This window comes from Brevundimonas sp. NIBR10 (assembly GCF_027912515.1).
Lineage (GTDB): Bacteria > Pseudomonadota > Alphaproteobacteria > Caulobacterales > Caulobacteraceae > Brevundimonas.
Map to the genome: position 1 here is coordinate 2,975,804 of NZ_CP115464.1, position 23,608 is coordinate 2,999,411.

General features: G+C 67.0%; 17 protein-coding genes. 5 read left to right on the top strand and 12 right to left on the bottom strand.

Going from position 1 to position 23,608, the window contains the following annotated elements; genetic code table 11:
- Nucleotides 1–301 precede the first annotated feature (301 nt).
- Together O5K39_RS14620 and O5K39_RS14625 are read left to right on the top strand one after the other, a co-directional pair.
- Nucleotides 302–1,972, top strand: coding sequence for an MFS transporter (locus tag O5K39_RS14620; protein WP_271144342.1), 1,671 nt, complete (start codon nucleotides 302–304; stop codon nucleotides 1,970–1,972).
- Nucleotides 1,973–2,092: 120 nt separating this feature from the next.
- Nucleotides 2,093–5,473 (top strand): hybrid sensor histidine kinase/response regulator, encoded by a 3,381-nt coding sequence (locus O5K39_RS14625; protein ID WP_271144343.1) that lies wholly within the window; start codon nucleotides 2,093–2,095, stop codon nucleotides 5,471–5,473.
- A gap of 16 nt (nucleotides 5,474–5,489) precedes the next feature.
- On the opposite strand, the gene O5K39_RS14630 is transcribed toward O5K39_RS14625, so the two are convergent.
- Nucleotides 5,490–6,107, bottom strand: coding sequence for a response regulator transcription factor (locus O5K39_RS14630; protein ID WP_271144344.1), 618 nt, complete (start codon nucleotides 6,105–6,107; stop codon nucleotides 5,490–5,492).
- Between the two features lie 165 nt (nucleotides 6,108–6,272).
- On the opposite strand from O5K39_RS14630, the gene O5K39_RS14635 reads away from it, so the two are divergent.
- The gene (locus O5K39_RS14635; RefSeq protein WP_271144345.1) at nucleotides 6,273–7,616 is read left to right on the top strand and encodes a DcaP family trimeric outer membrane transporter; all 1,344 of its coding nucleotides are present in this window, start codon (nucleotides 6,273–6,275) and stop codon (nucleotides 7,614–7,616) included.
- A gap of 16 nt (nucleotides 7,617–7,632) precedes the next feature.
- Nucleotides 7,633–9,582 (top strand): acetate--CoA ligase, encoded by a 1,950-nt coding sequence (gene acs / locus O5K39_RS14640; RefSeq protein ID WP_271144346.1) that lies wholly within the window; start codon nucleotides 7,633–7,635, stop codon nucleotides 9,580–9,582.
- Between the two features lie 194 nt (nucleotides 9,583–9,776).
- Here the strand turns inward: acs and O5K39_RS14645 are convergent, their stop codons facing one another.
- The 5 genes from O5K39_RS14645 to nirB are packed head-to-tail and all read right to left on the bottom strand — an operon-like array spanning nucleotide 9,777 to nucleotide 16,461.
- A complete protein-coding gene (locus O5K39_RS14645) occupies nucleotides 9,777–10,316 on the bottom strand; it encodes a molybdenum cofactor guanylyltransferase (protein WP_271144347.1) in 540 nt (179 codons plus the stop codon).
- Nucleotides 10,313–11,137, bottom strand: a complete 825-nt coding sequence (gene cobA / locus O5K39_RS14650; RefSeq protein ID WP_271144348.1) for a uroporphyrinogen-III C-methyltransferase — start codon at nucleotides 11,135–11,137, stop codon at nucleotides 10,313–10,315. Before cobA ends, O5K39_RS14645 begins: the two co-directional genes overlap by 4 nt.
- 11 nt (nucleotides 11,138–11,148) lie before the next feature.
- A complete protein-coding gene (locus tag O5K39_RS14655) occupies nucleotides 11,149–13,719 on the bottom strand; it encodes a nitrate reductase (protein ID WP_271144349.1) in 2,571 nt (856 codons plus the stop codon).
- 1 nt (nucleotide 13,720) lies between these two features.
- Nucleotides 13,721–14,056, bottom strand: coding sequence for a nitrite reductase small subunit NirD (gene nirD, locus O5K39_RS14660; RefSeq protein WP_271144350.1), 336 nt, complete (start codon nucleotides 14,054–14,056; stop codon nucleotides 13,721–13,723).
- Complete coding sequence (nirB, locus tag O5K39_RS14665) at nucleotides 14,056–16,461, bottom strand: nitrite reductase large subunit NirB (protein ID WP_271147168.1); 2,406 nt, start codon at nucleotides 16,459–16,461, stop codon at nucleotides 14,056–14,058. Before nirB ends, nirD begins: the two co-directional genes overlap by 1 nt.
- Nucleotides 16,462–16,574: 113 nt before the next feature.
- Between nirB and O5K39_RS14670 the strand changes: the two genes are divergently transcribed.
- Nucleotides 16,575–16,754 carry a hypothetical protein gene (locus O5K39_RS14670; protein ID WP_271144351.1) on the top strand — a complete coding sequence of 60 codons (180 nt, stop codon included), beginning with the start codon at nucleotides 16,575–16,577 and terminating at the stop codon, nucleotides 16,752–16,754.
- On the opposite strand, the gene O5K39_RS14675 is transcribed toward O5K39_RS14670, so the two are convergent.
- From O5K39_RS14675 to O5K39_RS14700, 6 genes are all read right to left on the bottom strand, one after another.
- Nucleotides 16,745–17,881: a CmpA/NrtA family ABC transporter substrate-binding protein gene (locus O5K39_RS14675; RefSeq protein ID WP_271144352.1), complete on the bottom strand. Its 1,137-nt coding sequence runs from the start codon at nucleotides 17,879–17,881 to the stop codon at nucleotides 16,745–16,747. The two genes, O5K39_RS14670 and O5K39_RS14675, sit on opposite strands and share 10 nt — an antisense overlap.
- The gene (locus tag O5K39_RS14680) at nucleotides 17,878–18,471 is read right to left on the bottom strand and encodes an ANTAR domain-containing protein (RefSeq protein ID WP_271144353.1); all 594 of its coding nucleotides are present in this window, start codon (nucleotides 18,469–18,471) and stop codon (nucleotides 17,878–17,880) included. Before O5K39_RS14680 ends, O5K39_RS14675 begins: the two co-directional genes overlap by 4 nt.
- Nucleotides 18,472–18,492: 21 nt before the next feature.
- Nucleotides 18,493–19,503 carry a siroheme synthase gene (locus tag O5K39_RS14685; protein WP_271144354.1) on the bottom strand — a complete coding sequence of 337 codons (1,011 nt, stop codon included), beginning with the start codon at nucleotides 19,501–19,503 and terminating at the stop codon, nucleotides 18,493–18,495.
- Between the two features lie 19 nt (nucleotides 19,504–19,522).
- A complete protein-coding gene (locus O5K39_RS14690; protein WP_271144355.1) occupies nucleotides 19,523–20,740 on the bottom strand; it encodes an alginate export family protein in 1,218 nt (405 codons plus the stop codon).
- A gap of 62 nt (nucleotides 20,741–20,802) precedes the next feature.
- A complete protein-coding gene (locus O5K39_RS14695; protein ID WP_271144356.1) occupies nucleotides 20,803–22,503 on the bottom strand; it encodes an ABC transporter ATP-binding protein in 1,701 nt (566 codons plus the stop codon).
- Nucleotides 22,500–23,603 carry an ABC transporter permease gene (locus O5K39_RS14700; RefSeq protein WP_271144357.1) on the bottom strand — a complete coding sequence of 368 codons (1,104 nt, stop codon included), beginning with the start codon at nucleotides 23,601–23,603 and terminating at the stop codon, nucleotides 22,500–22,502. Before O5K39_RS14700 ends, O5K39_RS14695 begins: the two co-directional genes overlap by 4 nt.
- Nucleotides 23,604–23,608 lie beyond the last annotated feature (5 nt).

Here is a 23,608-nt window from a genome sequence, read left to right on the forward strand (position 1 = left end):
CACGCCCGGTGTCTGCACGCGGCCAAGCCGAATCTCGCACAATCCGGGACTCGGCACCTCGCGTAGGCGTCCACTGAGACGAGGGAGAGTGCAGGCCCTGCCAGTGGCGCTCCCATCAGATGGGATTGAGTTCAATAGCGGCGCATCCTCATCCACAGCCCCACGCCGGCACAGCCCAGACCGTGTTCGACCAAAGTCGATCTCCCGTATGAGGCCAAACACGGCCACAGATCGACCTGACGCCCGTTCAGGGGCGACAGAACAGCCGATGAACGGCGAGATCTTCTTGGGAGGCTAACGAATGACCGACAGCGCCGTGGGTGCGCCCGAAATGGACCAGAAGGCTCTCGACAAGCGATCCCGCCTTGTCATCCTCGCCTCGTCCGTCGGTACCGTGATCGAATGGTACGACTTCTATCTGTATGGGTCGTTGGCCGCGATCATCACGACCCAGTTCTTCTCAGGCGTGAACGAGACGACCGGCTACATCTTCGCCCTCATGGCCTTTGCCGCCGGCTTTGCGGTCCGTCCGTTCGGGGCCATCGTGTTCGGGCGCCTCGGCGACCTTTGGGGACGCAAGAACACCTTCCTGGTGACGATGCTGCTTATGGGGCTATCGACCTTCGTCGTAGGCCTGCTGCCGCCCTATGCTGCTATCGGCATCGCGGCGCCGATCATCCTGGTGGCCATGCGACTGGTGCAGGGCCTGGCGCTGGGCGGCGAGTATGGCGGGGCGGCAACCTATGTCGCCGAGCATGCGCCGCACGGCAAGCGCGGCTTCTACACCTCCTTCATCCAGATCACGGCGACGGCGGGCCTGATGCTTAGCCTGATCGTCATCGTCGGCGTCCGCTACACGATCGGCGAGGCGGCCTTCGCCGACTGGGGCTGGCGCATTCCGTTCCTGGTTTCCATCCTGCTGCTGGGCGTGTCCCTGTGGATCCGGCTGAAGCTGGCCGAAAGCCCGGCCTTCCAGAAGATGAAGGACGAAGGCAAGGGCTCCAAGACGCCGCTCAAGGACAGTTTCGGCAAGTGGCCCAACCTGAAGATCGTGCTGATCGCCCTGATCGGCCTGGCAGCCGGACAAGCGGTGGTCTGGTACACCGGCCAGTTCTACGCCCTGTTCTTCCTGGAGAAGATACTCAAGGTCGACGGTGGCTTGACCAACATCATGGTCGCGATCGCGCTTCTGCTGGCCACGCCCTTTTTCGTCTTCTGGGGCTGGCTCTCGGACAAGATCGGTCGCAAGCCCATCATTCTGGGCGGCTGTTTGATCGCGGCCCTGACCTATTTCCCGCTGTTCCACGCCCTGACGAACGCGGCAAACCCGCAACTGGCCGCCGCGACGGCTTCGTCGCCGGTCACGGTCTATGCAGACCCCGCCGACTGCAATCTGCAGTTCGATCCCATCGGCAAGACCGTCTTCAACCAGTCCTGCGACCTGGCCAAATCCTACCTGGCCAAGGCCGGCGTGACCTACTCCAACATCGCGGCTCCGGCCGGGACGGTGGCCGAGGTCCGTGTCGGATCGGTCGTGATCCCCAGCTTCCGGGGCGAAGCCCTGTCCGCTGCGGACTTCAAGAGCCAGAAGGCCGACTGGGACAAGGGCCTGGGAGCGGCGCTCAAGACCGCAGGCTATCCGGCCAAGGCGGACAGCGCCCTCGTGAACAAGCCGGTCGTGATCGGCATCCTGTTCATCCTCGTCTTCTATGTGACGATGGTCTACGGGCCGATCGCGGCGGCACTGGTCGAGATGTTCCCGACCAATATCCGCTACACCTCGATGTCCCTGCCCTATCATATCGGGAACGGCTGGTTCGGCGGCTTCCTGCCGACGACAGCCTTCGCCATGGTGGCCGCCACGGGCAACATCTACTACGGCCTCTGGTATCCGATCGTCATTGCGATCGCGACGGCAGTGCTCGGCTTCCTCCTGGTCAAGGAAGGCAAGGACGTAGACATCCACCATTGATCGGCCTGTGATCGACATCGTGTCGGCACCGGATATGAGCCTTCGCGGAGCGGATCGGTCGAAGGACCGGTCCGCTCTTCGGCTTGCGTCCTGGCGCGTTAAGCGGTCTGTGAGGCCTTGATGTACGCCCTGATGATCCTGGCGATGGTCGCCGTCTACATGGCGGTGTTGTTCGTCGTCGCCTGGCGGGGCGAACGGCCTGGCGTTCGCAGGCCCCGGCGTGGCCTTGGCCCCTGGGCCTATGCGCTCAGCCTCGCCATCTACTGCACCTCATGGACCTACTATGGTGCGGTGGGTACGGCCGCGCGCCAGGGTTGGGAATACCTCCCCATCTACCTCGGGCCGATCATCGGGATCGTGGTCCTGTTCCCGGTCTGGAAGCGGATCGCCGCCGCCGCCAGGCGAGAAAACGCAGGCTCCATCGCCGACTTCATCTCGTCCCGCTATGGCAAGAGCCAGGGTCTGGGGGCCTTGGTGGCCTGTGTCGCGATCGTAGGCTCCCTGCCCTATATCGCCCTCCAGCTCAAATCGATGTCCATGGCCTGGACCCTGGTCACGGCGGGAACCCAGATGGCCGGGTCCGAGCAGGTCACCGTCAGCCTGATCGCCCTGGCCCTGGCAGGCTTCGCGATCCTGTTCGGGGCGCGCCGGCCCGACCTGACGGAGCATAACCGTGGCCTGATCCGGGCGATCGCCGTGGAGTCCCTGGTCAAGCTGGCCGCCCTGGTCGCGGTGGCGGGCTTCGCCGTGATCCTGTTGCTGGGTGCGCCCGACACCACCGACGTCGCGGTCGCCCTGGGCGAACTTGCCGTACTGCCCGAGATCGACGCCCGCTTCGTCGCCATCCTCCTACTGGCGACCCTGTCGATCTTTTGCCTGCCACGCCAGTTTCATGTCGGCTTCGTGGAGTCGGGTGAGCCCCGGGACGTCCGGCGCGCCCGGTGGCTGTTTCCCCTCTATTTGATCGTGACCAGCCTGGCCGTGCTGCCCCTTGTCGCGGCAGGCGGGTTGTTCTCCGGGATCAGCGATCCGGATATGCTCGTGCTCGATATCCCTTTCCGCCAGGGCGAAAGGCTCCTGACCGCCATCGTATTCGTCGGTGGGTTCTCTGCGGCAACGGCAATGGTCATCGTGGAGACGGTGGCTTTGTCTGCGATGGCGTCCAACAGCCTGATCCTGCCCCTGGTTGCCGGGGCGCGCTGGCGGCGGCGGGGAGACGCCTCTGACATTTCCCGGACCATCCTTCAGGTCCGACGGATCGTCATCTGCGTGATCCTGTTTCTGGCATGGCTGTACTTCCAGACCCTGGATCAGGCGACCGGACTGGCGTCCATCGGTCTGACCTCCTTTTCGGCTCTGGCACAGTTGGCACCCGCCCTGTTCGGAGCCGTGTTGTGGAGAGGCGGCCATGCGCGCGGTGCAGTCGCAGGGATCATTTGCGGCACAAGCGTCTGGCTCATCCTGCTCGCCCTGCCGCAGATCGGATCTGCGCTCGGCGCGGGGACGATCCGTCCATTTGGTCTCGACGACCCCTTGCCGCTGGCCGTCTTTCTCAGCCTGGGTCTCAACGTGATCGTCTATCTTCTCGTCTCGCGCGCTGCCCCACCGCGACTGATAGACCGGATCCAGGCCCACGCCTTCGTCGATCGCCTCGGCCCGGACTGGCGTGAGCAGTCCGCGGTGCCCTTCGGGGCGTCGGTCGGAGACCTGAAAGTCCTTGTCGCCCGGTTCGTCGGCGACCCCGGTGCCGAGAGGGCCTTCGCCGCCTTTGGACGGGAGACGGGCAGAGCCCTCAGGGACGCAGAACCTGCCGACGCCGGCCTGGCGCGCGCGGCGGAGCGTATGCTTGCGGGGGCCGTCGGGGCGTCGTCGGCCCGTCGGGTCATCTCGGCGGCCCTGGCCGGAGGCGGCCGTGCGCCCGAGGATGTGGTCCGGATGCTGGACGAGGCGTCCCAGGCCGTCCAGTTCAACCGCGAACTGCTTCAGGCCACCCTCGACAACATCGACCAGGGCGTCAGCGTCGTCGATGAGGACCTGCGTCTGATCGCCTGGAACGCCCGCTATATCGAGATGTTCGGCCTGCCTGCGGGCTTCGTCCATGTCGGTCAGTCGGTGGCCTCGGTTTATCGTCTCAACGCCGAACGGGGCGAGGTCGACCCGGGCGATCTCGATGCCTGGGTCGAACGTCGGCTGGAGGCGCTCCGGCGTCGCGAACCCCATGATCACGAAAGGGCCCAGCCCACCGGCCGCATCCTGAAATCGACCGGCGCACCGATGGCGGGCGGCGGCTATGTCACCAGCTACACCGACATCACCGAGCTCCGTCGCGCCGCCCAGGCGCTTGAGGAAGCCAACGAGCAGCTGGAAGCGCGCGTGGCGGACCGCACCGAGCGGCTGGTCGAGGCCAGGCAAGCGGCAGAAGACGCCAACGCCTCCAAGACCCGATTTCTCGCCGCAGCGAGCCACGACCTGCTCCAACCCCTGCACGCGGCCCGCCTGTTCATCGCCGCCCTCAAGGAAGGCCAGGGCGCAAAGGAGCCGGAGACCCGCAGGCTGGTCGAGCATGCCGACCGCTCGATCGAGTCGGCGCACGGATTGCTGAAGGCGCTGCTCAACCTCTCGCGACTGGAGGCCGGGGGCGTGCGCCCCGTTGTCCGTGCTCTCTCGGTCGAGGCCTTGTTCGACGACATCCGCCGTGAGTTCACACCTCTCGCGCTCGAAAAAGGACTACAACTGACTGTCGTCGGTTCCAGCCGGTGGGTCGCGTCGGACCCCGACCTGCTGAGATCCCTGCTCCAGAACTTGACGGGCAACGCGGTCTGCTACACCGACAGTGGACGCATTCTGGTGGGCGCACGCCAGGTCGGACAGTCCCTGAGGGTCGATGTCATCGATACCGGGCGCGGGATCGCCGAGGACCAGCAGGAGGCGATCTTCACCGAGTTCACGCGCCTCCCGGGACAGGGCGGTGACGAACCCGGGGTCGGCCTCGGTCTGGCGATCGTGCGCAAGGTTGCCAGCCTGCTCGACCATCCCCTGGGCCTTCGCTCACGCCCGGGCCGCGGGTCGGTCTTCACCGTGACGGTGCCCCTGGCGGCGGCCCAGGCCCCGGAGACGCGCTCGCCCTCTCCTCCAGCGGCGACGCCGGCAGGCCTGAGAGTGCTTTGCGTCGACAATGAACCGGCCATCCTCGAAGCCCTGAGCGCTCTGCTGTCCCGGTGGGGTATGAGCGTCGTCACGGCCTCAAGTGCGACCGCGGCGCTGGCTATCGATGGGCCATTCGACGCTGCGCTCGTCGATCTTCATCTCGGGCAAGGTCCCGATGGTCTGAGCGTGATCGAAGCGCTTAAATCGCGCGGCATCGGCCATCTCGCCCTGATCAGCGCCGACGCCGACCCCACCCTGATGGCTCGCACGGCGGCACTCGGCGTCATCCTGATGGCCAAGCCCGTCAAGCCCGCGATCCTGAAAGCCTTCCTGTCCAGCCCACGGGGGACCTGAACCCAGTCAGGCCATTTCAGACCTCTGTGGTCAGCGCCTGGGCGGCGATCACGGCCTGGGTCCGGTTATGAACGCCCAGCTTTCGGAAGACGCCGGTCAGATGCGCCTTGATCGTCGCCTCGGTCACGCCGAGGTCAAAAGCGATCTGCTTGTTCAGTCGTCCCTGTTGCAAACCGATCAGGATCTTGAGCTGCGCAGGCGTCAGGCTGGCGATCCGGGATTCCATCGACTCTCCAGGCTCCAGCTCCGACAAGGCCGGTGCCCAGACGTCGCCACCCAGGATGGACCCCAGCGCCTCCGCCATGGTTTCAAGCGTGGCTGATTTGGGAATGAAGCCTGCTGCGCCGAACGCAAGCGCCCGGCGAACGGTGCCCTCGTCATCGCTCGCGGAGACAACTGCGACGGGCGCGGCGGGGAAGTCGGCCCGAATGCCGGCCAGTCCGGCGAAGCCTTCGCTGTCCGAAAGCTTCAGGTCCAGCAGCAGCAGATCGACCGGACCGGTCGCCAGCGCCGCCCGCGCGCCGGCCAGGCTGGACGTTTCCTCGATCACTGCATCGGGCGAAGCACGCGCCATCGCCGTTGAAAGGGCGGCGCGAAACAGGGGGTGGTCATCGGCGATGACGATTCGGTCCATGATGTTGCCTTCTCCCGAGCCGCGCTCTGGCGTCGCGTGCCCTGCGCCATAGTGGCGCGCCCCGACCTTGGTCGAAACTAGACCAATGGCTAATGGCCCCAAAGCGGTTCCGCACGGCATGTCCGGTCTCAGGCTCGCATCAGACGAGTTCCCCGGGAGAAAGCCATGCTCAGAAACGTTTTATTGGCCGGAGCCGCGACGGCCGCCTTGTTCGCAGCTCCGGCCCAGGCGCAGGAGAATACCGCCGCGCTGGAGGCCCGGATCGCCTTGCTGGAGGCGCAGTTGAACGCGTTGAAATCTGACGTCCAGGCGTCGCACATCCAGCAGTCGGCCCAGGCCCAGGAAATAATCCGCATCGATCAGCGCGCCGCAGCGAACCCGCCGGCACCTCCCCCTCCCGCACCGACGGACGGCTTTCGCATCGGCAACAACGTCCTGAAGATCGGCGGCTATGTGAAGGCCGACTTCATGGCCAGCCAGTACAGCGACGGGGACCCGGCGAACGGGGACCTGATGCGGGACTTCTACCTGCCGGGTGCGATCCCCGTGGGCAGGGCCGACGAAAGCACGGCGACCGATTTCAATGCCCGGCAGACCCGGTTCTGGCTGACCACGGACGGACTGATCGGGGGCCACAAGGTCGCCACACGGATCGAGATGGACTTCCAGGTCCTGCCCGGGACCGGCGATCAACGGACGACCAGCCCCTCGACCCCCGCGCTGCGCCGCGCTTTCGTCACCATCGACAACTGGCTGTTCGGCCAGGAGTGGACGAATTTCCAGAACCTCGCCGTCCTGCCGGATACGGCGGACTATGTGGGGTCTTCCGAAGGCACGGTCTTCGCCCGCCAGGCCCAGATCCGCTACACTCGCGGGCCCTTCTCGATCGCGCTGGAGAACCCCGAGACGACGGTCACCCCCCATCTAGCCGCGACCCGGATCATCGCCGATGACAACAGTCTGCCCGATCTGACCGCCCGCTATGCGATCAACCGTCCTTGGGGCGAGGCGTCCGTCGCAGGCCTGGTGCGCCAGCTGAAGTACGAGACGACGGGCGCGGGTGCCATCGGATCGACCACGGTTGGGTGGGGCCTGTCCGCCGCGGCCAAGATCAAGGTCGGGCCCAAAGACGACCTGCGGTTGATGCTGTCCGGTGGCGAGGGCATCGGACGATACGTCGGCCTGAATTTCGCCAACGACGCCGTTCTGGACGCGCGGGGCGACCTCCAGGCCATCAGCCTGATCGCCGGCTTCGCCAGCTATCGGCACATCTGGTCGCCGCAGTGGCGCTCGAACCTGACCTGGTCGGCCCAGAGCGTGGACAATGATCGATCTCTGATCGGGCTCTCGACCAACAAATCGGCCCAGAGCCTGCGGGGCAACCTGATCTGGACGCCCGCCCCGGCGATGGATATCGGCATAGAGCTCATGTACGGCGAAAGAGAACTCGAGTCCGGTGTTTCTGGCGATCTGACCCGGTTACAGGTGTTCGCGAAATATGGCTTCTAGCGCCGTGAAGGTCCCTTTGATGTCCGATTCCGAACTCTATCCCGTTCCCGCCGGCTGGGCCGAGCGCGCCCATATGGATGCAGAATCCTACCTAGCCGCGCGGACGGCGGCGCGAGAGACGCCAGACGCCTATTGGGCGCAGGCGGCCAAACGCCTGGACTGGATCACCCCGCCGACGGTGATCAAGGACGTCTCGTTCCAGAAGGACGACTTCCGCATCCGCTGGTTCGCCGACGGGGTGCTGAACGTCTCTTACAACTGTATCGATCGTCACTTGGCCACCCGCGCCGACCAGACCGCGATCATCTACGAAGGTGACGACCCGTCGGTGTCCGGCTCCCTCACCTATGCCGAGCTTCACCGCGAGGTCTGCCGCATGGCCAATGTGCTCAAGGGCATGGGCGTCATGAAGGGCGATCGGGTCACGATCTATCTGCCGATGATCCCGGCCGCCGCCATCGCCATGCTGGCCTGTGCCCGCATCGGTGCGATACATTCCGTGGTGTTCGGCGGCTTTTCGCCCGACAGTATCGCCGGGCGGATCGAGGACTGCGGTTCGGCCTTCGTCATCACCGCCGATGAAGGCTTTCGGGCCGGCAAGCGTATCCCCCTGAAGGCCAACGTCGACGCCGCCCTGGCCAAGATCCCGGCCGGGTTCAATACCCAGCAAGTCCTGCTGCTCACCCATAGCGGTGCTGACGTGAACATCGTCCGGAACCGGGACGTCCGCTACGACGACGCCGTCAAGACCGTCTCCGACGACTGCCCGTGCGAGCCGATGAACGCAGAAGATCCGCTGTTCATCCTCTACACCTCGGGTTCGACGGGCAAACCCAAGGGCGTGCTGCACACCACGGGCGGCTATCTGTTCTGGGTCAGCTACACCCACGAACTGGTCTTCGACTATCGGCCGGGCGAAGTGTTCTGGTGTACGGCCGACGTCGGCTGGGTCACCGGCCACAGCTACGTCGTCTATGGAGCCCTGGCCAACGCCGCGACCACATTGATGTTCGAGGGCGTGCCCAACTATCCCGCCAATGACCGGTTCTGGCAGGTGGTGGACAAGCACAAGGTAGAGATCTTCTACACCGCCCCGACGGCGCTCCGGTCCCTGATGCGCGACGGCGACGAACCCGTCCTCAAACACTCGCTCTCGTCCCTGCGTCTGCTCGGCACGGTCGGCGAGCCGATCAATCCCGAGGCCTGGCGCTGGTATCACGAGGTGGTCGGCAAGGGCCGCTTGCCTATCGTCGACACCTGGTGGCAGACCGAGACCGGCGGTGCCCTGATCGCCCCCCTGCCCGGCGCGACGGCGCTCAAGCCCGGTTCGGCGACCAAGCCGCTTCCCGGCGTGGAACTCGAACTGGTCGATGCCGAAGGGGTCGTCCTCGACGGTGCCACCTCCGGAAACCTGTGCATCACCGACTCATGGCCCGGCCAGATGCGCACCGTCTGGGGCGATCACGCCCGCTTCTTCGAGACCTATTTCTCGACATATCCGGGGAAGTATTTCACCGGCGACGGATGTCGCAGGGATGAGGACGGCTATTACTGGATCACCGGCCGGGTCGACGACGTCATCAACGTCTCGGGCCACCGCATGGGCACCGCCGAGGTTGAAAGCGCGCTCGTCCTGCACGACGACGTGGCCGAGGCCGCCGTCGTTGGCTTCCCCCACGATATCAAGGGCCAGGGAATCTACGCCTATGTCACCCTGAACGCCGGGGTCGAGCCGCACGACGACCTGAAGAGGGCCCTCGTCGCCCACGTCCGCAAGGAAATCGGGCCCATCGCAGCCCCCGACGCCATCCAGTGGGCCCCCGGCCTGCCCAAGACCCGCTCCGGCAAGATCATGCGCCGCATCCTGCGCAAGATCGCCGAGAACGACCTCGGCTCGCTCGGCGACACCTCCACCCTCGCCGACCCGTCCGTCGTCGAGGACCTCGTGAAAAACAGAGGGAGCTGAGCCGCTTTCGACAAGCCCGGCGACAGTCCGCGTTTAGCTCAACCCGAAGTTCCACTGACCGACCTCGACAGCCTTGGCTGTCGAGGCACGATGGGCACATGACTGGGCGCGGCCGCAAGAACTCTGGTCGATGAGCCAGAGCGCGCTGGTGTGCCGGAGTCATCCGTTCTGTCCCGCCCGACCCGCACGACTCCTCAGGCCGCTCGTTCCAGACGCAAAAGGTCCTCAGCCGTGTTGATGTTCGCGATCGGACGCGGGAGGTCGATCGCGATGGCTCGCGTGGACGCCGCCCAGGCCCACACGGCGCGGCTGGGGCCGGTAGCGAGGAAGCGGTCCAACTCCGGTGACAGGACTGCCGGCCACAGACCGGAGATCGGCAACTCGCGCAGATAGCTTACCGGTCCCGCGCACTGAAGGCGAAGTACCAGATCGGCGGGGAGCATCGGCGTGTCGCATCCGGCGCTGACGACCGCCTCATAGCCGTGATCCAGGGCGTGGCGCAGCGCCGCCGCCAGCCCTCCCAGCGGGCCCAGGTCGGGACGGGGGCGATCAGGGAGGCAGAGCCGCTTTGCCGAGGCGCGCCCGCAAACCACGACGGTGTCGACCTGATCGGACAGGGCATCCACGGCGTGGTCCAGCAGGGAGCGGCGGTCAAGCAGGGCCAGGGCCTTGTCGGAGCCGAACCGACTGGACCGCCCCCCGGCCAGGACAGCGCCGAGGATACGCCCGGTCATCGCGCTAACCCCAGGGCCTTGGCCCACGCCTCGGTCCGGACGGCGATCTGGTCGGGCCGACCGACGGCATGGCCGATCAGCAGCAGGGTCGGCGCATCCTCGGCCAGGGCGACGACGCTGAGCGGCAACAGGTCCAGGCGGGTGAACAGCAGCCGCTCGCCCGGCAGGCTGACATTGACGGCGATGAGCACCGGCGTCTCGCCCGGCATCCCGCGTGAAAGGAGTTGGCGCGTCAGTTCCGGTGCCGCCGTTCGGCCCATGTAGACGCCCAGAGTGGCGTTGGGATCGGCCAGCGCGTCCCAGTCGAGATCGAGCGTTTCCCCCGCGCGGGCATGGGCGGTGACGAACTGGATCCGCCGCGCCAGGCCTCGCAGGGTCAGGGACACACCAGCACGGGCGGCCGCCGCGCTGGCGGTCGTGATCCCCGGCGCGACCTGAACCCGGACGCCATGAGCAGTCAGATGGGCGATCTCTTCCGTCGAACGCCCGAACATCGAGGGGTCGCCGCCTTTCAGCCGCACGATCCGTCGCCCGCCTAGGGCTGCCGCCAGCAACAGGGCGTTGATCCCGCCCTGTTGCTTTGAATGGGCCCCTGCCCGCTTGCCGACGCTGATCCGTTCGACGCCTGCCGGGATGAGGGCCAGCACGCCTGGCCCCACCAGCGCGTCGTGGAAGACGATGTCGGCAGCGCGGATCAGCCGCTCGGCCTGACGGGTCAACAGATCTGGATCGCCCGGACCGGCTCCGACCAGCCAGACCTCTCCGGGCACGATCAGGTTGGCGGCATCGGCGGGTCGGCGGGGCGCGGTGTCGAAAGGCATGGCGGTCCTCCTCAGGCGGCGATGAGTCTGGCGATGGCGGGACGGCACGAGCCGCAGTTGGTCCCGGCTGACAGGGCGGCACCGACCTCGGCGACCGTAGTCAGGCTCTGGGCGGCGATGGCCGCGAGGATGGTTCGGGCACCGACATCGAAACAGGCACAGACGATGGCCCCGCGGTCCACCGTCGCTCCGGGTGCGCGGCCTGCCAGCAGGCCCACGGGCGCGACGGCCTCGGACAGTTGCGCGATCAGCCAGTCGCGACCGGGCAGCGAGCCGTCACGGGCTACGAACAGCGCGCCCTGCAACTGCCCCTCGACCAGCACCGCCGTGCGCAGCGACCCGCGGGCCGGATCGACAGCCGTCATCCGCGCCCCGTCCGGCAGCAGGGCCTCAAGCATTGCAGCATCACCGTCGCCGGCCAGTTCGATCAACCGTCCGCCGGGCACGGCCGCAGTCGCCCACCAGACGCAATCAGGCTCTACGGCCGGTGTACCGCGCAGGATCAGAAAGGCCCGCCATTCGGTCGCCAGCCTGGACAGGGTCATCGCCGTCAACTTAAACCCCGGCTGACCCGAGAACGGATCGACGGCATTGCCAGGCAACAGCCCGGCCCGACCGCCGGCCCCCGTCCGATCGGTCCAGTGGATCGGCACGAAGGCTTCGCCGGGGCGCTGAGCATCGGTGACCGCGACACGGAACACGCTTGCGCCCTGCGCGGTCTCCACCGTCGTCAGATCGCCCTCGACCAGGCCGTACCGTGCCGCGTCGTCGGGATGGATCTCGACCAAGGGTTCGCGCCGATGCTGGGAGAGACGGGGCGACAGGCCGGTGCGGCTCATCGTATGCCACTGGTCACGATAGCGGCCGGTGTTCAGGGTCATGGCGTTGGCGGCAAGCGGGGCCTGCGTCACCGCGATCATCCGGGCGCGCCCGTCGGCGGTCGAGAACCGTCCGTCGGCAAACTCGCGATCCTCGCCCCAGCGCGTGGGTTGCAGAGCCGCGTACTCGGCCTCGCCCAGACCTGTCAGGGGGGTGAGGTCCAGGCGACGGGCGCCTTCGTTTTCGAAAGCGGTCAGGCGGCAGTGCTCGTCGAACACTTCGGCCGGTGTGGTCCATCCGAAGGCCTCGCCGTGACCCATCCGACCGGCGACATCGGCCAGCGTCCGCCAGTCGGCGCGGGCCTCGCCTGGGGCTGCAAAGAACGGCCGCTGGCGGCTGATGACGCGCTCCGAATTGGTGACCGTCCCGTCCTTTTCGCCCCAGGCCAGGGCCGGCAGGCGGACGTGGGCGAACCGGCCCGTGTCGGTGTCGGCCATGACGTCGGAGACCACCACGAAAGGACAGGCGGCAAGAGCGGCCCGCACCGCGCCTGCGTCCGGCATGCTGACGGCCGGGTTCGTGGCCATGATCCAGATCGCCTTGATCCGTCCCTCGCCGACCGCCTTGAACAGATCGACAGCCTTCAGGCCGGCAGCAGTCGCCGTGTTCGGCGCGTTCCAGTAACGGCGGACGCGATCGACGTTGTCGGCTGCGAAATCCATGTGGGCGGCCAGGGTCGAGGCCAGTCCGCCGACCTCGCGGCCGCCCATGGCATTGGGCTGGCCCGTGATCGAGAACGGCGCCGCACCCGGCCTGCCGATCCGCCCTGCGGCCAGATGGACGTTGATGATGGCGTTGGCTTTGTCAGTGCCTTGTGTCGATTGGTTCACCCCTTGACTGAACAGGGTGACGGTCTGCGGGTGAGCGGCGACCAGATCGTAGAAGGCCTCCAGATCAGCGGCGGGGACGTCACACGTCGCTGCGGTCGATGCTGTGTCGAAGTCGGCGGTCAGCGCGCCCCAGAAGCCGCGCGGAACCGCGACGTGGGCGGCCATGTAGTCGGAATCGAGCGCGCCACGGGCCTGCAATCCCGCCAGCAGACCGTTGAACAGGGCCACGTCGCTGCCGGGGCGGAGAGCCAGATGCAGGTCGGCCAGATCAGCCGTCTCGGTCCGGCGCGGGTCGATGACGACCAGTTTGGAGCTCCGCGCCGTCCGCGCCGCCTCGATCCTCTGCCAGACGATCGGATGGCACCAGGCGGTGTTGGACCCGACCAGCACGATCAGGTCGGCCTGATCCAGGTCGTCGTAGCAGGCAGGAACCACGTCCTCGCCGAAGGCCCGGATGTGTGCAGATACCGCGCTGGACATGCACAGGCGCGAATTGGTGTCGATGTTTCCCGATCCGATGAACCCCTTCATCAGCTTGTTGGCGACGTAGTAGTCCTCGGTCAGGATCTGTCCCGAAACGTATAAGGCGACGCTATCGGGGCCGTGTTCGGCGATGTCGGCGGCGAACCGTCCTGCGACCAGATCCAGCGCCTCATCCCAGCCGGCGCGCGCATCTCCGATCATCGGATGCAGCAGCCGGCCTTCCAGCCCCACCGTCTCCCCCAGATGGGTGCCCTTGGAACACAGCCGTCCGGCATTGGCGGGATGGGCCGAGTCGCCCGCGATCTGGACCGTCCGCTCGCCGGTCACCGTCGCCACGACACCGCAGCCGACGCCGCAGTAGGGACAGGTGGTGGCGACCGCGCAGGCCATCTCAGGCCGGAACCGGCTGGGGCGGCGCGATCAGGATGCGGCCGTCCTCGACCCTGACCAGGATCGTCGGCGTGCAGCCGCTGTCCGGACCCTGGGCCAGACCCGTGGCCAGGGCGATGTTCCAGTTGTGCAGGGGGCAGGCGACGCTGTGGCCATGGACGATCCCCTGGCTCAGCGGGCCACCCTTGTGTGGGCACCGGTTGATCAGGGCGAAGACGGCGTCGTCGCCGGCGCGGAACACGGCGATCTCGTCACCACCCTCGACGACGACGGTGCGGGCCCCGCGCGGGGGAATGTCCTCGATCCGCCCCACGTCGATCCAGCGATCGGCGGTCATCACGCGGTCTCCATCAGGCTGAGCGGTTGATGCTGCTCGCTCTCGGCACCCTTGGCCCGCGCCGCCCAGGGGTCGTCCTGACAGAAGGTCTGGGAGTGCAGGAACCGGGCGGCCAGGGCGTCCCGGCCCTCCGCGTCCTCGACGATCCGCGCCTTGATCCGCTCCAGCCCGACCCGCTCGATCCAGGGCGCGGTGCGCTCCAGATAGCGGGCCTCTTCGCGATACAGCTGGATGAAGGCGGCGCAGTAGTGCATCGCCTCGGCCTCCGTCTCGACCTTGCACAACAGGTCGGTGACCCGGACATGGATGCCGCCGTTTCCGCCGACGTGGAGCTCGTAGCCGCTGTCGACGCAGATGACGCCGAAGTCCTTGATGGTCGCCTCAGCGCAGTTCCTCGGACAACCCGAGACCGCGATCTTGAACTTGTGCGGCATCCATGAGCCCCACGTCATCCGCTCGGTCTGGATGCCCAGGCCGGTCGAGTCCTGGGTCCCGAACCGGCACCAGTCGGACCCGACGCAGGTCTTCACCGTCCTCAACGACTTGCCATAGGCGTGACCGGACACCATCCCCGCCGCGTTCAGGTCGGCCCAGACGGCGGGCAGATCCTGTTTCTTGATGCCGAAGATATCCAGTCTCTGACCGCCCGTGACCTTGACCAGGGGGGCGTCGTATTTTTCGACGACGTCCGCGATGGCGCGCAGCTCGCGCGGATTGGTAACCCCGCCCCACATGCGCGGCACGACCGAGTATGTGCCGTCCTTCTGGATATTGGCGTGCATCCGCTCGTTGACGAACCGGCTCTGCTGGTCGTCGACATATTCCCCCGGCAGGGCGCACAGCAGATAGTAGTTCAGCGCAGGTCGGCATGATGAACAGCCGTCGGGCGTGGACCAGTGCAGCTTCTGCATCACCTCGGGGATGGAGCGCATGCCTTGCGCCACGATCTCGCGGCGCACGTCGTCGTGACCGAAGCTGGTGCATTTGCACATCGTCTTCACAGCGCGCTCGCCGCCGTAGTCGTCGCCCAGGGTCAGGGCCAGCAGGTTCTCGACGACGTTGGTGCAGGATCCGCACGACGCCGACGCCTTGCAAGACCCTCGCACCGCGTCCAGCGTCACCGCTCCGCCGCCGATACAGGCGACCACCTTGCCCTTGGACACGCCGTTGCAGCCACAGATCTCGGCGTTGTCCGAGAGGGCCGCAACGGCTGCCTTAGGGTCCGTCTGCCCCCCTCCAAGGGCGAAAGCCTGACCGAAGATCAGCATGTCCCGGACGGTTGAGATGTCCTCTCCCCGCTTCATCAGGTCGAAATACCAGCCGCCGTCGCCGGTATCGCCGTACAGGACCGCGCCCACGATCCGGTCATCCCTGACGATGACCCGCTTGTAGACACCGCGCGAGGCGTCCCGCAGCACGATGTCCTGGGCCCCCTGCCCGCCCGAGAAGTCACCGGCGGAAAAGACGTCGATGCCCGACACCTTGAGCTTGGTCGAGGTGACCGAGCCGCGATAGCCGGTGTGCCGCTCGGTCAGGCCGTCGGCGAGGGCCCGGCACATGTCCCACAGCGGCGCGACCAGGCCGTAGACCTGCCCGTCGTGCTCGACACACTCACCGACCGCCAGGATTGCCGGGTCCGATGTGACCATGTGGTCGTCGACATGGATGCCGCGCCCGACCGCCAGCCCGGCCTCCTTCGCCAGCCAGACGCAGGGCCGGATGCCGACGGCCATGACCACCAGGGACGCCGGGATCAGCCGTCCGTCCTTCAGGCGCACGCCCTCGACGCAGGTCTCGCCGACGATCTCGGCGGTGTCGGCACCGGTCAGTATGGTCTGGCCCCGTGCCTCCAGCGCCGACTTGAGCAGCCAGCCCGCCGCTTCGTCGAGCTGGCGCTCCATCAGGGTGGGCATCAGGTGGATGACGGTGACCTTCATGCCGCGCAGCGACAGACCGTGCGCCGCCTCGAGCCCCAGCAAGCCTCCGCCGATAACCACGGCCTCGCCGCCGGCGTCGGCCGCCGCGATCATCCGGCTGACGTCCGCCATGTCGCGAAAGCTGATGACGCCGTCGAGCGTATGCCCCGGCACCGGTATGATGAAGGGATCGGACCCCGTGGCGATCAGCAGACGATCGTAACCGACCACCCGACCCGACCGCGCCGTCACCGTCTTGGCCCCGCGATCGATGGCCTCGACGGGGTCCGAGAGGATCAGGTCGACGGCATTGTCGTCGTACCAGGCGCGGTCGTTGATCACGATCTGATCGAAGGTCTTCTCGCCCGCCAGAACCGGCGACAGCATGATCCGGTTGTAGTGCACATGGGGCTCGGCCCCGAAGATCGTCACCCGGTAGCGCCCGGCGTCTCGCGCGATCAGTTCCTCGACCGCCCGGCACCCGGCCATGCCATTGCCGATGACGACCAGGTGTTCGCGGGCTTCCAGCGGAGTGACCGCCGGGCGCTCCATGATCTTCGCGAAACCGTCCATGACGAGGCCCCAGAACGAAAAAAGCCGCCATGCGGACGCTGGTTTCCCAGCGGCTGCATGGCGGCTTTGCCAAAATCGACCGGATCGACCCTACGGCGGGCGACCCGGAATATCGCGAGGCATCCTTGCCTCAAGCCTTGAAAGTGACTCGTTTCACCCCTTGCGGCAAGGGGTCATTTTGCGATGCAGCAAACGGCGTTCAGCTGTGAACGGATCGCTGGCCCTGTACATAGTCGGCGATCCGGGCGGTATCGAAATTCCGATCGTCGAAGAAGCCCTGAACGGCCCCCGCCTGGGCCCGATCCGGCAGAGATCGGTGATACAGGTCCGGCCGAAACACAGCCGCCGCAGCGGCCTGCGCCACGTCTGACGGCTCGACCACGCCCCAGCGTACGAACTGGGAATAGATCCACAGGCCGTGATCCGGCGACGGGGCGTTGGCGGCCTCGCGATGCAGCATCAGGAAGTCCGGATCGATCGTCGGGGCCTCGCCCTGGCCGAGCACGATCCGCCCCGACAGAGCCGGCAAAATCAGCTCCGCCGGTTGGTTCACATAGGTCGGAGCCGCCAGCATCGCGGCCAGAGCCCCATGGTTCTCGGACGCATCGCACCAGGCGGCCGACCGGTCCAGCGCGCCCAGCAGGGCATCCAGCGTGTCGGGATTGGCCTCGGCCCAATCTTTCCGCGTCGCCAGAACCTTTTCCACACCCCGCCGCCACAGTCGCGATCCGAACGCCGCGATCTGGCCGAGGCCTTCGGACACCGCGACACTGCTCCAGGGCTCGCCCGCCATGAAGCCGTCGATCTCTCCGGTCCGCAGGGCCTCGACCATCAGCGACGGCGGCAGGACCCTCAGAACCAGGTCCCGGTCGGGATCGATCCCTGCGAACCCCAGCCAGTATCTCAGCATCAGGGCATGGGTCGAGAACCGGTGGACCACGCCGATGATCGGCTTTCTGCGGTGCATTCCTATAGCCGAGGCGAAGTCGTGGGCGGTCGCGATCGGGTCCTGAACCCGGTTGGCCAGCACGGGGTCCAGCGCCTGGGCGAACTCGGCCGACAGGGTCAGGGCGTTGCCGTTCAGATTCAGCCGGAACGGCGCGACCAGCGGCGCGGGCTGCTGGCTCAGGCCCAGGGTCACGGCCACCGCCAGCGGGGCCAGCATATGGGCCCCCTGCACCTGACCATAGACCAGCCGGTCCCGCACCGTGGCCCACGAGGTGCTGCGCACCAGGGTCAGGTCCAGTCCGGCCTCGGCGGCGAAGCCCAGTTCCTTGGCCGCCACCAGAACGGCGCTGTCGGTCAGGGGAAGGAAGGCGATGGAGATCGGGGTCATCGGCCGGTTCCCTTGGGAGGATCGAGAAGCGCGTGGGCGGTGATAAGGGCCTCGGCCACCTCCACGATCCGGCGGCTCTGGTTCATGGCGGTGGAGCGCAACAGGGCGTGGGCCTCGGGCTCGGACAGGCCCCGGCTCTGCATCAGTATGGTCTTGGCCTTTTCCAGCGTCTTGCGGTCGGCCAGGGCGGTGATCGCGTCGTCGCGCTCGACCCGCAAGGCATTGAAGGCGTTGAAGCGGCGGATGGCCAGTTCCAGGATCGGTTTGACCCGCTCCTTCCTCAGACCATCCACGACATAGGCCGAGACCCCCGCATCGATCGCCGCGCCGATCATGGCGTCGTCGGATCGGTCGACGAACATGGCGATGGGTCGGGCCAGGGCACGGCTGACGGTCAGCATTTCCTCCAGCGCATCGCGGCTCGGGTCGCCCAGGTCCATCAGCACGATGTCCGGGGCCATCCGCTCCAGCCGCGCGACGAAGCCGCCGTGCGGCGCCACGACCTCGATATCGGTATAGCCCGCCTCGGCCAGTCCCTCTTTCAGGATGGTGGCCCGCAGCCCGCTGTCATCGACGATGGCGATACGCAATTCTGTTAGTCCCCGGCGAGACTAAGCCTTGCCGATCGGGCGAAGTCTAGGCACGGCGGGCCCAGGGACGACCGGGACGGCGAACGCGGCGATCCCTGTTGCATCCAGAGCATCACGCTCGCGCTGGGCTCGCTCCGAAACATCGGGATCGCCGGCGTACAGACGCACGACCCGTTCACCATGATCGAGATGCCCGGCAATCAGTTCGAAAACCTGCCCCGCCGTCATCGCCTCGACATCGCGGCGCGGCGCATCCCGCCTGGCCCTCGCCAGCACCTCGGCCGGAACCTCGCCGTCGTGCAGGATCACGTCCGCGTCCTGCATGATCCGCAGCGCCTTCAGGGTCAGCAGCTCGGGATCGCCCGAGCCCGATCCCAGCAGGTGGACCACGCCAGCCTCGGGGGCAGCCGCGTCCAGCAGGCGGATCATCTCGTCATGCGCCGCCTCGATCCGCCCTTCGGCGACCAGGTCGGCCGCCGCGCCGCGGAAGGCCCGCTCCCAGAACCGCCGCCGCGACATGAAGTCGGGCACGCTGGTCTTGACCCGATCCCGGATCCGCCCCGCCAGGGTCGCCAGCGGCCCGAGCGCAGCGGGCAATACCGCCTCGATCCGGGACCGAACATCGCGCGCCAGGATCGGTGCGGCCCCGCCGGTGGCGATGCCGATCACGACCGAGTCACGGTCGATCAGGGCCGGGGTCTGGAAGTCGCTGAGCGCGGGGCGATCGACGACGTTGACCTGAGCCCCCATATCGCGGGCCAGCCCTGCGATGGACACCGCCTGCGCCTCGTCGTCCAGCGCCAGAAAGACCAGACGCGCCCCGGCCAGATCTTCACGCGTCGGCGGACGAGTGATCGGGTCGGGCCCGCCTGCGGGTCTGCGGTCCCGGTCCGGCGCACCGTCGGGCGTGAACCAGACCAGCTCGGCAGGCGAGTCGACGAACAGCCTCAGCTTGGCCAGCGCCGCCTCGCCGCCGCCGACCACGATCACCCGCTCGTCCTCCAGCGGGATACCGGCCAGGAAGACACGCATCAACCCCCGCCCCGCATCATCAAAGCGCCCATTCGAGTTGCAGCCAGACCTTCTGGATATCGACCGAGAAGCCGTCGGTCTGATAGTTCGCGTATTTGGCCACGACCCCGAACTTGCCGGGCTTGTAGCCGATCTGGGCATTCCACTCGGTGCCGTAGTCGCGCCCGCCGACGTCGCTGGAGAAGTCGTGATACGCGACCAGGGCGTTCAGTCCCGGCAGGGCCGTCACCGACGGGAAACGCCGTCCGACACTGACATAGAGGTCCTGCAACCCCTGTGCGGGGGTGGTCAGAAAGACGTCTGCCCAGCCGTTGAACTTGTGCAGGGTGGCCAGCGGCGTCTGGAAGCTCCGGCCGCCGTCGGCCCCCAACAGCTCGTACCCGACATTGACCGCGAACCCCGCCACGGTCGTCCCGAGGTCCAGTGCCAGATAGTCGGCGGCGTAGTTGCCGGGGTTGAATCCCGCGTCCGTCTGACGCGCATAGCTGGCCGCCACCGTGATCGGCGCATGACCGGGCAGCGGGATCGCTCCCGTCGCGCGCAGGCCGAAGGTGTCGCTGGCGTTGGCGAACTGGATCGCCTCCTCGAAATCCAGAAGGTACCCGAACGCTTTCAGGGTCACCGGCCCGGCCACCACGCCCGCGCCCAGGAAGACGAAGTCGCCGTCGAAGCTCTCACGCGGTCCAGCGTCCACGCCAAAGATGGTGCGCTGGGCGTTGCTGTAGGCGACATCCAGTTTGACTGGTCCGAGAACACCCTCGGCCCTGACGGCGTCAAAGGTCTGTTCGCTCTGACGCCAGCCGACCGACCCCACGAACCTTTGGTCGTCCAGGTTGATCCGCTGGCGCCCGATGGTCACTGTCAGAGGCGAGGTCCTGTACTGGACCTGCAACCGGTTGAGCTCCAGATTGGCCGGATCGGCGATGACCGCGAACGGCTCGACGCCATTGCCCGCATTGGTGTCATTGTAGTCGTCGCCGAGTGCGACGAGGCCCTCGCCCTCGGCCAGCACCGACCACGCCCCCTTTCGGACCTCGAACCCGAGCCGCAGCCGGGCCGTGACGGCGTCTGCGTCGGTCAGGGGCGCATCGCGCTCGACACCCTCGTACCGCACCCGGACCTCTGCGATCGGCTTGATGCCGTCCTTGGGCGGTGCAGGCGGCGCGGTCTGAGCGAGCGCCGGTGTTGACAGAACGGCGAGCAAGGCTCCGCCGATGACGAGTTGAAGCGTCTTCATGGTATCCCCCCATGGGTGTGAAAATGTGCGGTCAGTCGCCGCTGACCGGGTAGGAAACCCGATCAGGCAGCGTCGGCTTGCGCGCCGTGTTCGTAGTCCGCGAGGAACTGAAGCACCTCCTCGCGGTACGCATAGAACTGTGGGTGGCCCAGCAGGGCCCGCCTGTCGCGCGGACGCGGCAGATCGACCTTCAGCACCTTGCCGATGGTGGCGTTGGGGCCGTTGGTCATCATCACCACCCGATCGGCCAGCAGGATGGCCTCGTCGACGTCATGGGTGACCATGACGGTGGTGACCTTGGTGCGGTTCCAGACCTCGACCAGCACGTCCTGGAGATCCCAGCGCGTGAGGCTGTCCAGCATTCCGAACGGTTCATCCAGAAGCAGCAAACGGGGCGACAGGGCGAAGGCGCGTGCGATGCCGACCCGCTGCCGCATCCCGTTCGACATATCCGCCGCCATCTTGTTCATGGCGTCGCCCAGGCCCACCCGCTCAAGATAGTAGCTGACGATGTCGGCCCGCTCGGCGCGGGTGGCGTGCGGATAGACCCGCTCGACGCCCAGACTGACGTTCTGCCGAGCGGTCAGCCAGGGCATCAGGGATGGCGACTGGAACACCACGGCCTTGTCCGGCCCGGCGATCTCGATTTCGCGGCCGTTCAGGACGATGCCGCCGTCAGTGATGGGGTTCAGCCCCGCCGCCATGGTCAGGACCGTCGACTTGCCGCAGCCCGAATGGCCGATCAGCGAGATGAACTCGCCCCGATCCATCAGCAGGTTCACGTCCTGGACCACCGTCAGCGGCCCCTTCTGGGTCGGATAGACTTTGGACAGGTTGTAGAATTCGAGATAGCGCCGGTTGATCGGGCTCCAGGCCGCGTCCTGATAGGCCTTGGGCGGGGCCAGCAGATCCAGCGGCTCGAGGCTGGGCAGGTCGATCACATTGGACGGTGCCGTTTCCTTCACCCCGCCCGCCAGCCGACCCAGATAGCCCACGATCTCGTTCCGCAGCGTCTTGTAGGCCTCGTCATGGTTGAGGTCGGTGCGGATGCGGGGCCGCTCGATGGTGACGTCGAAGATGCGGCCGATATGGGCGTTCGGGGCCGGTGTCAGGATCGCGATCCTGTCGGCCAGCAGCAGGGCCTCGTCCACGTCGTTGGTGACCAGGAAGATGGTGCGCTTTTCCTGGCCGCGGATGCGTTCGATCTCGTCCTGCAGCTTGGCCCGCGTCAGGGCGTCCAGCGCCGACAGAGGCTCGTCCAGCAGCAGGATTTCGGGCCTGATCGCCAGGGCGCGCGCCACCGCCACCCGTTGCCGCATCCCGCCGGACAGTTGCGCCGGCTTGCGGTCCAGCGCATGGCCGAGACCGACGAGGGTGACGGTGGATCGCACCAGTTCGGCCCGCTCGTCCTTCGTCATCGTCACATGGACGGCATCGACGGCCAGCCGCACATTCTGTTCGACGGTCAGCCAGGGGAACAGGGAATAGCTCTGGAACACCACGCCCCGATCCGGTCCCGGCCCGGTGCAGAGCTGGCCCTTGATCAGGATCTGGCCCGCGTCCGGCTGAATCAATCCGGCGATGGCCGAGACCAGGGTGGTCTTGCCGGCGCCCGAGAACCCCAGGACGGCGACGAACTCGCCCTCCTCGACGTCCAGATCGACGCCCGACAGCACATCGGATCGCTCGCCGGTCGCCCCGACATAGGACTTGGACAGGCCCTTCAGGGACAGGATGGGCCCACCTCCAAACGTCGGGCTCATGTCTCGTGGTTCCGCGACGCCAGCGACTGCAGCGCCATCATCAGCCGGTCCAGCAGAAAGCCGATCACGCCGATGACGATGACCGCGAACATGATCCGCGCCAGCGATTGCTCGCTACCGTTCTGGAACTCGTCCCAGACGAACTTTCCGAGGCCGGGGTTCTGAGCCAGCATCTCGGCGGCGATCAGCACCATCCAGCCCACACCCAGCGACAGCCGCATACCGGTGAAGATGTAAGGCAGGGCCGACGGCAGGATCAGCCGCCGCAGCCGCGCGAACGGGCTGAGCCGCAGCACCCGACCGACGTTCAACAGATCCTTGTCGATCGAGGCCGCGCCAACCGCCGTATTGATCAGGGTCGGCCACAGCGAACACAGCATCACCACCACGGCCGAGATGACGAAGCTCTTGGGCAGGGTCGGATCGGGATCGGTCATGGTCGCCGACACCACCATGGTCACGATCGGCAGCCAGGCCAGCGGACTGATCGGCTTGAAGATCTGCACCAGCGGATTGAAGGCCGCGTTGAATCCCCTGGACAGGCCGCAAACCAGCCCCAGCGGCACCGCAACCAGCGACGCCAGCCCGAACCCGAAGGCCACGGTGAACAGTGAGGTGAAGATCTGATCGATGAAGCTGGGCGAACCGGAATAGCGGAAATCCTGCGCCTCTGCCCCGCGCCCGGCGGCTTCCAGTGCGGCGTTGCGGGCCGACTGGGCCTCATAGAAGGCCGACTTCTCGGCCTGACCCGCCTGCCATTCCTCGACCAGGGACACCCCTTGAGTGGCCACCGCGACCGGCCCGGGTAGCGCGCCCAGCGAGGTCTTCACCATCGGCGCGGTCAGGGCCCACAGCAGGATGAAGACCACGATCCCGACCAGCGGCAGGATCACCGTCCTGGCCTTCGGCCCGACCGCCGCGAAGCCGGCGACCAGTCCGATGCCGCCCGAAGGCTTGCCGTCGGACGCCCCACCGGCCGCCTCGCCCCCCGACGGCCGCGACGACGGCGCCGTCAGGGGGGGCGCTCCGGACAGAACCGTCGGCATGGGACGTTTGATCATCCTCTGGACCGATCCGTCTGCGGACTTGAGCTCACTCATGGTCA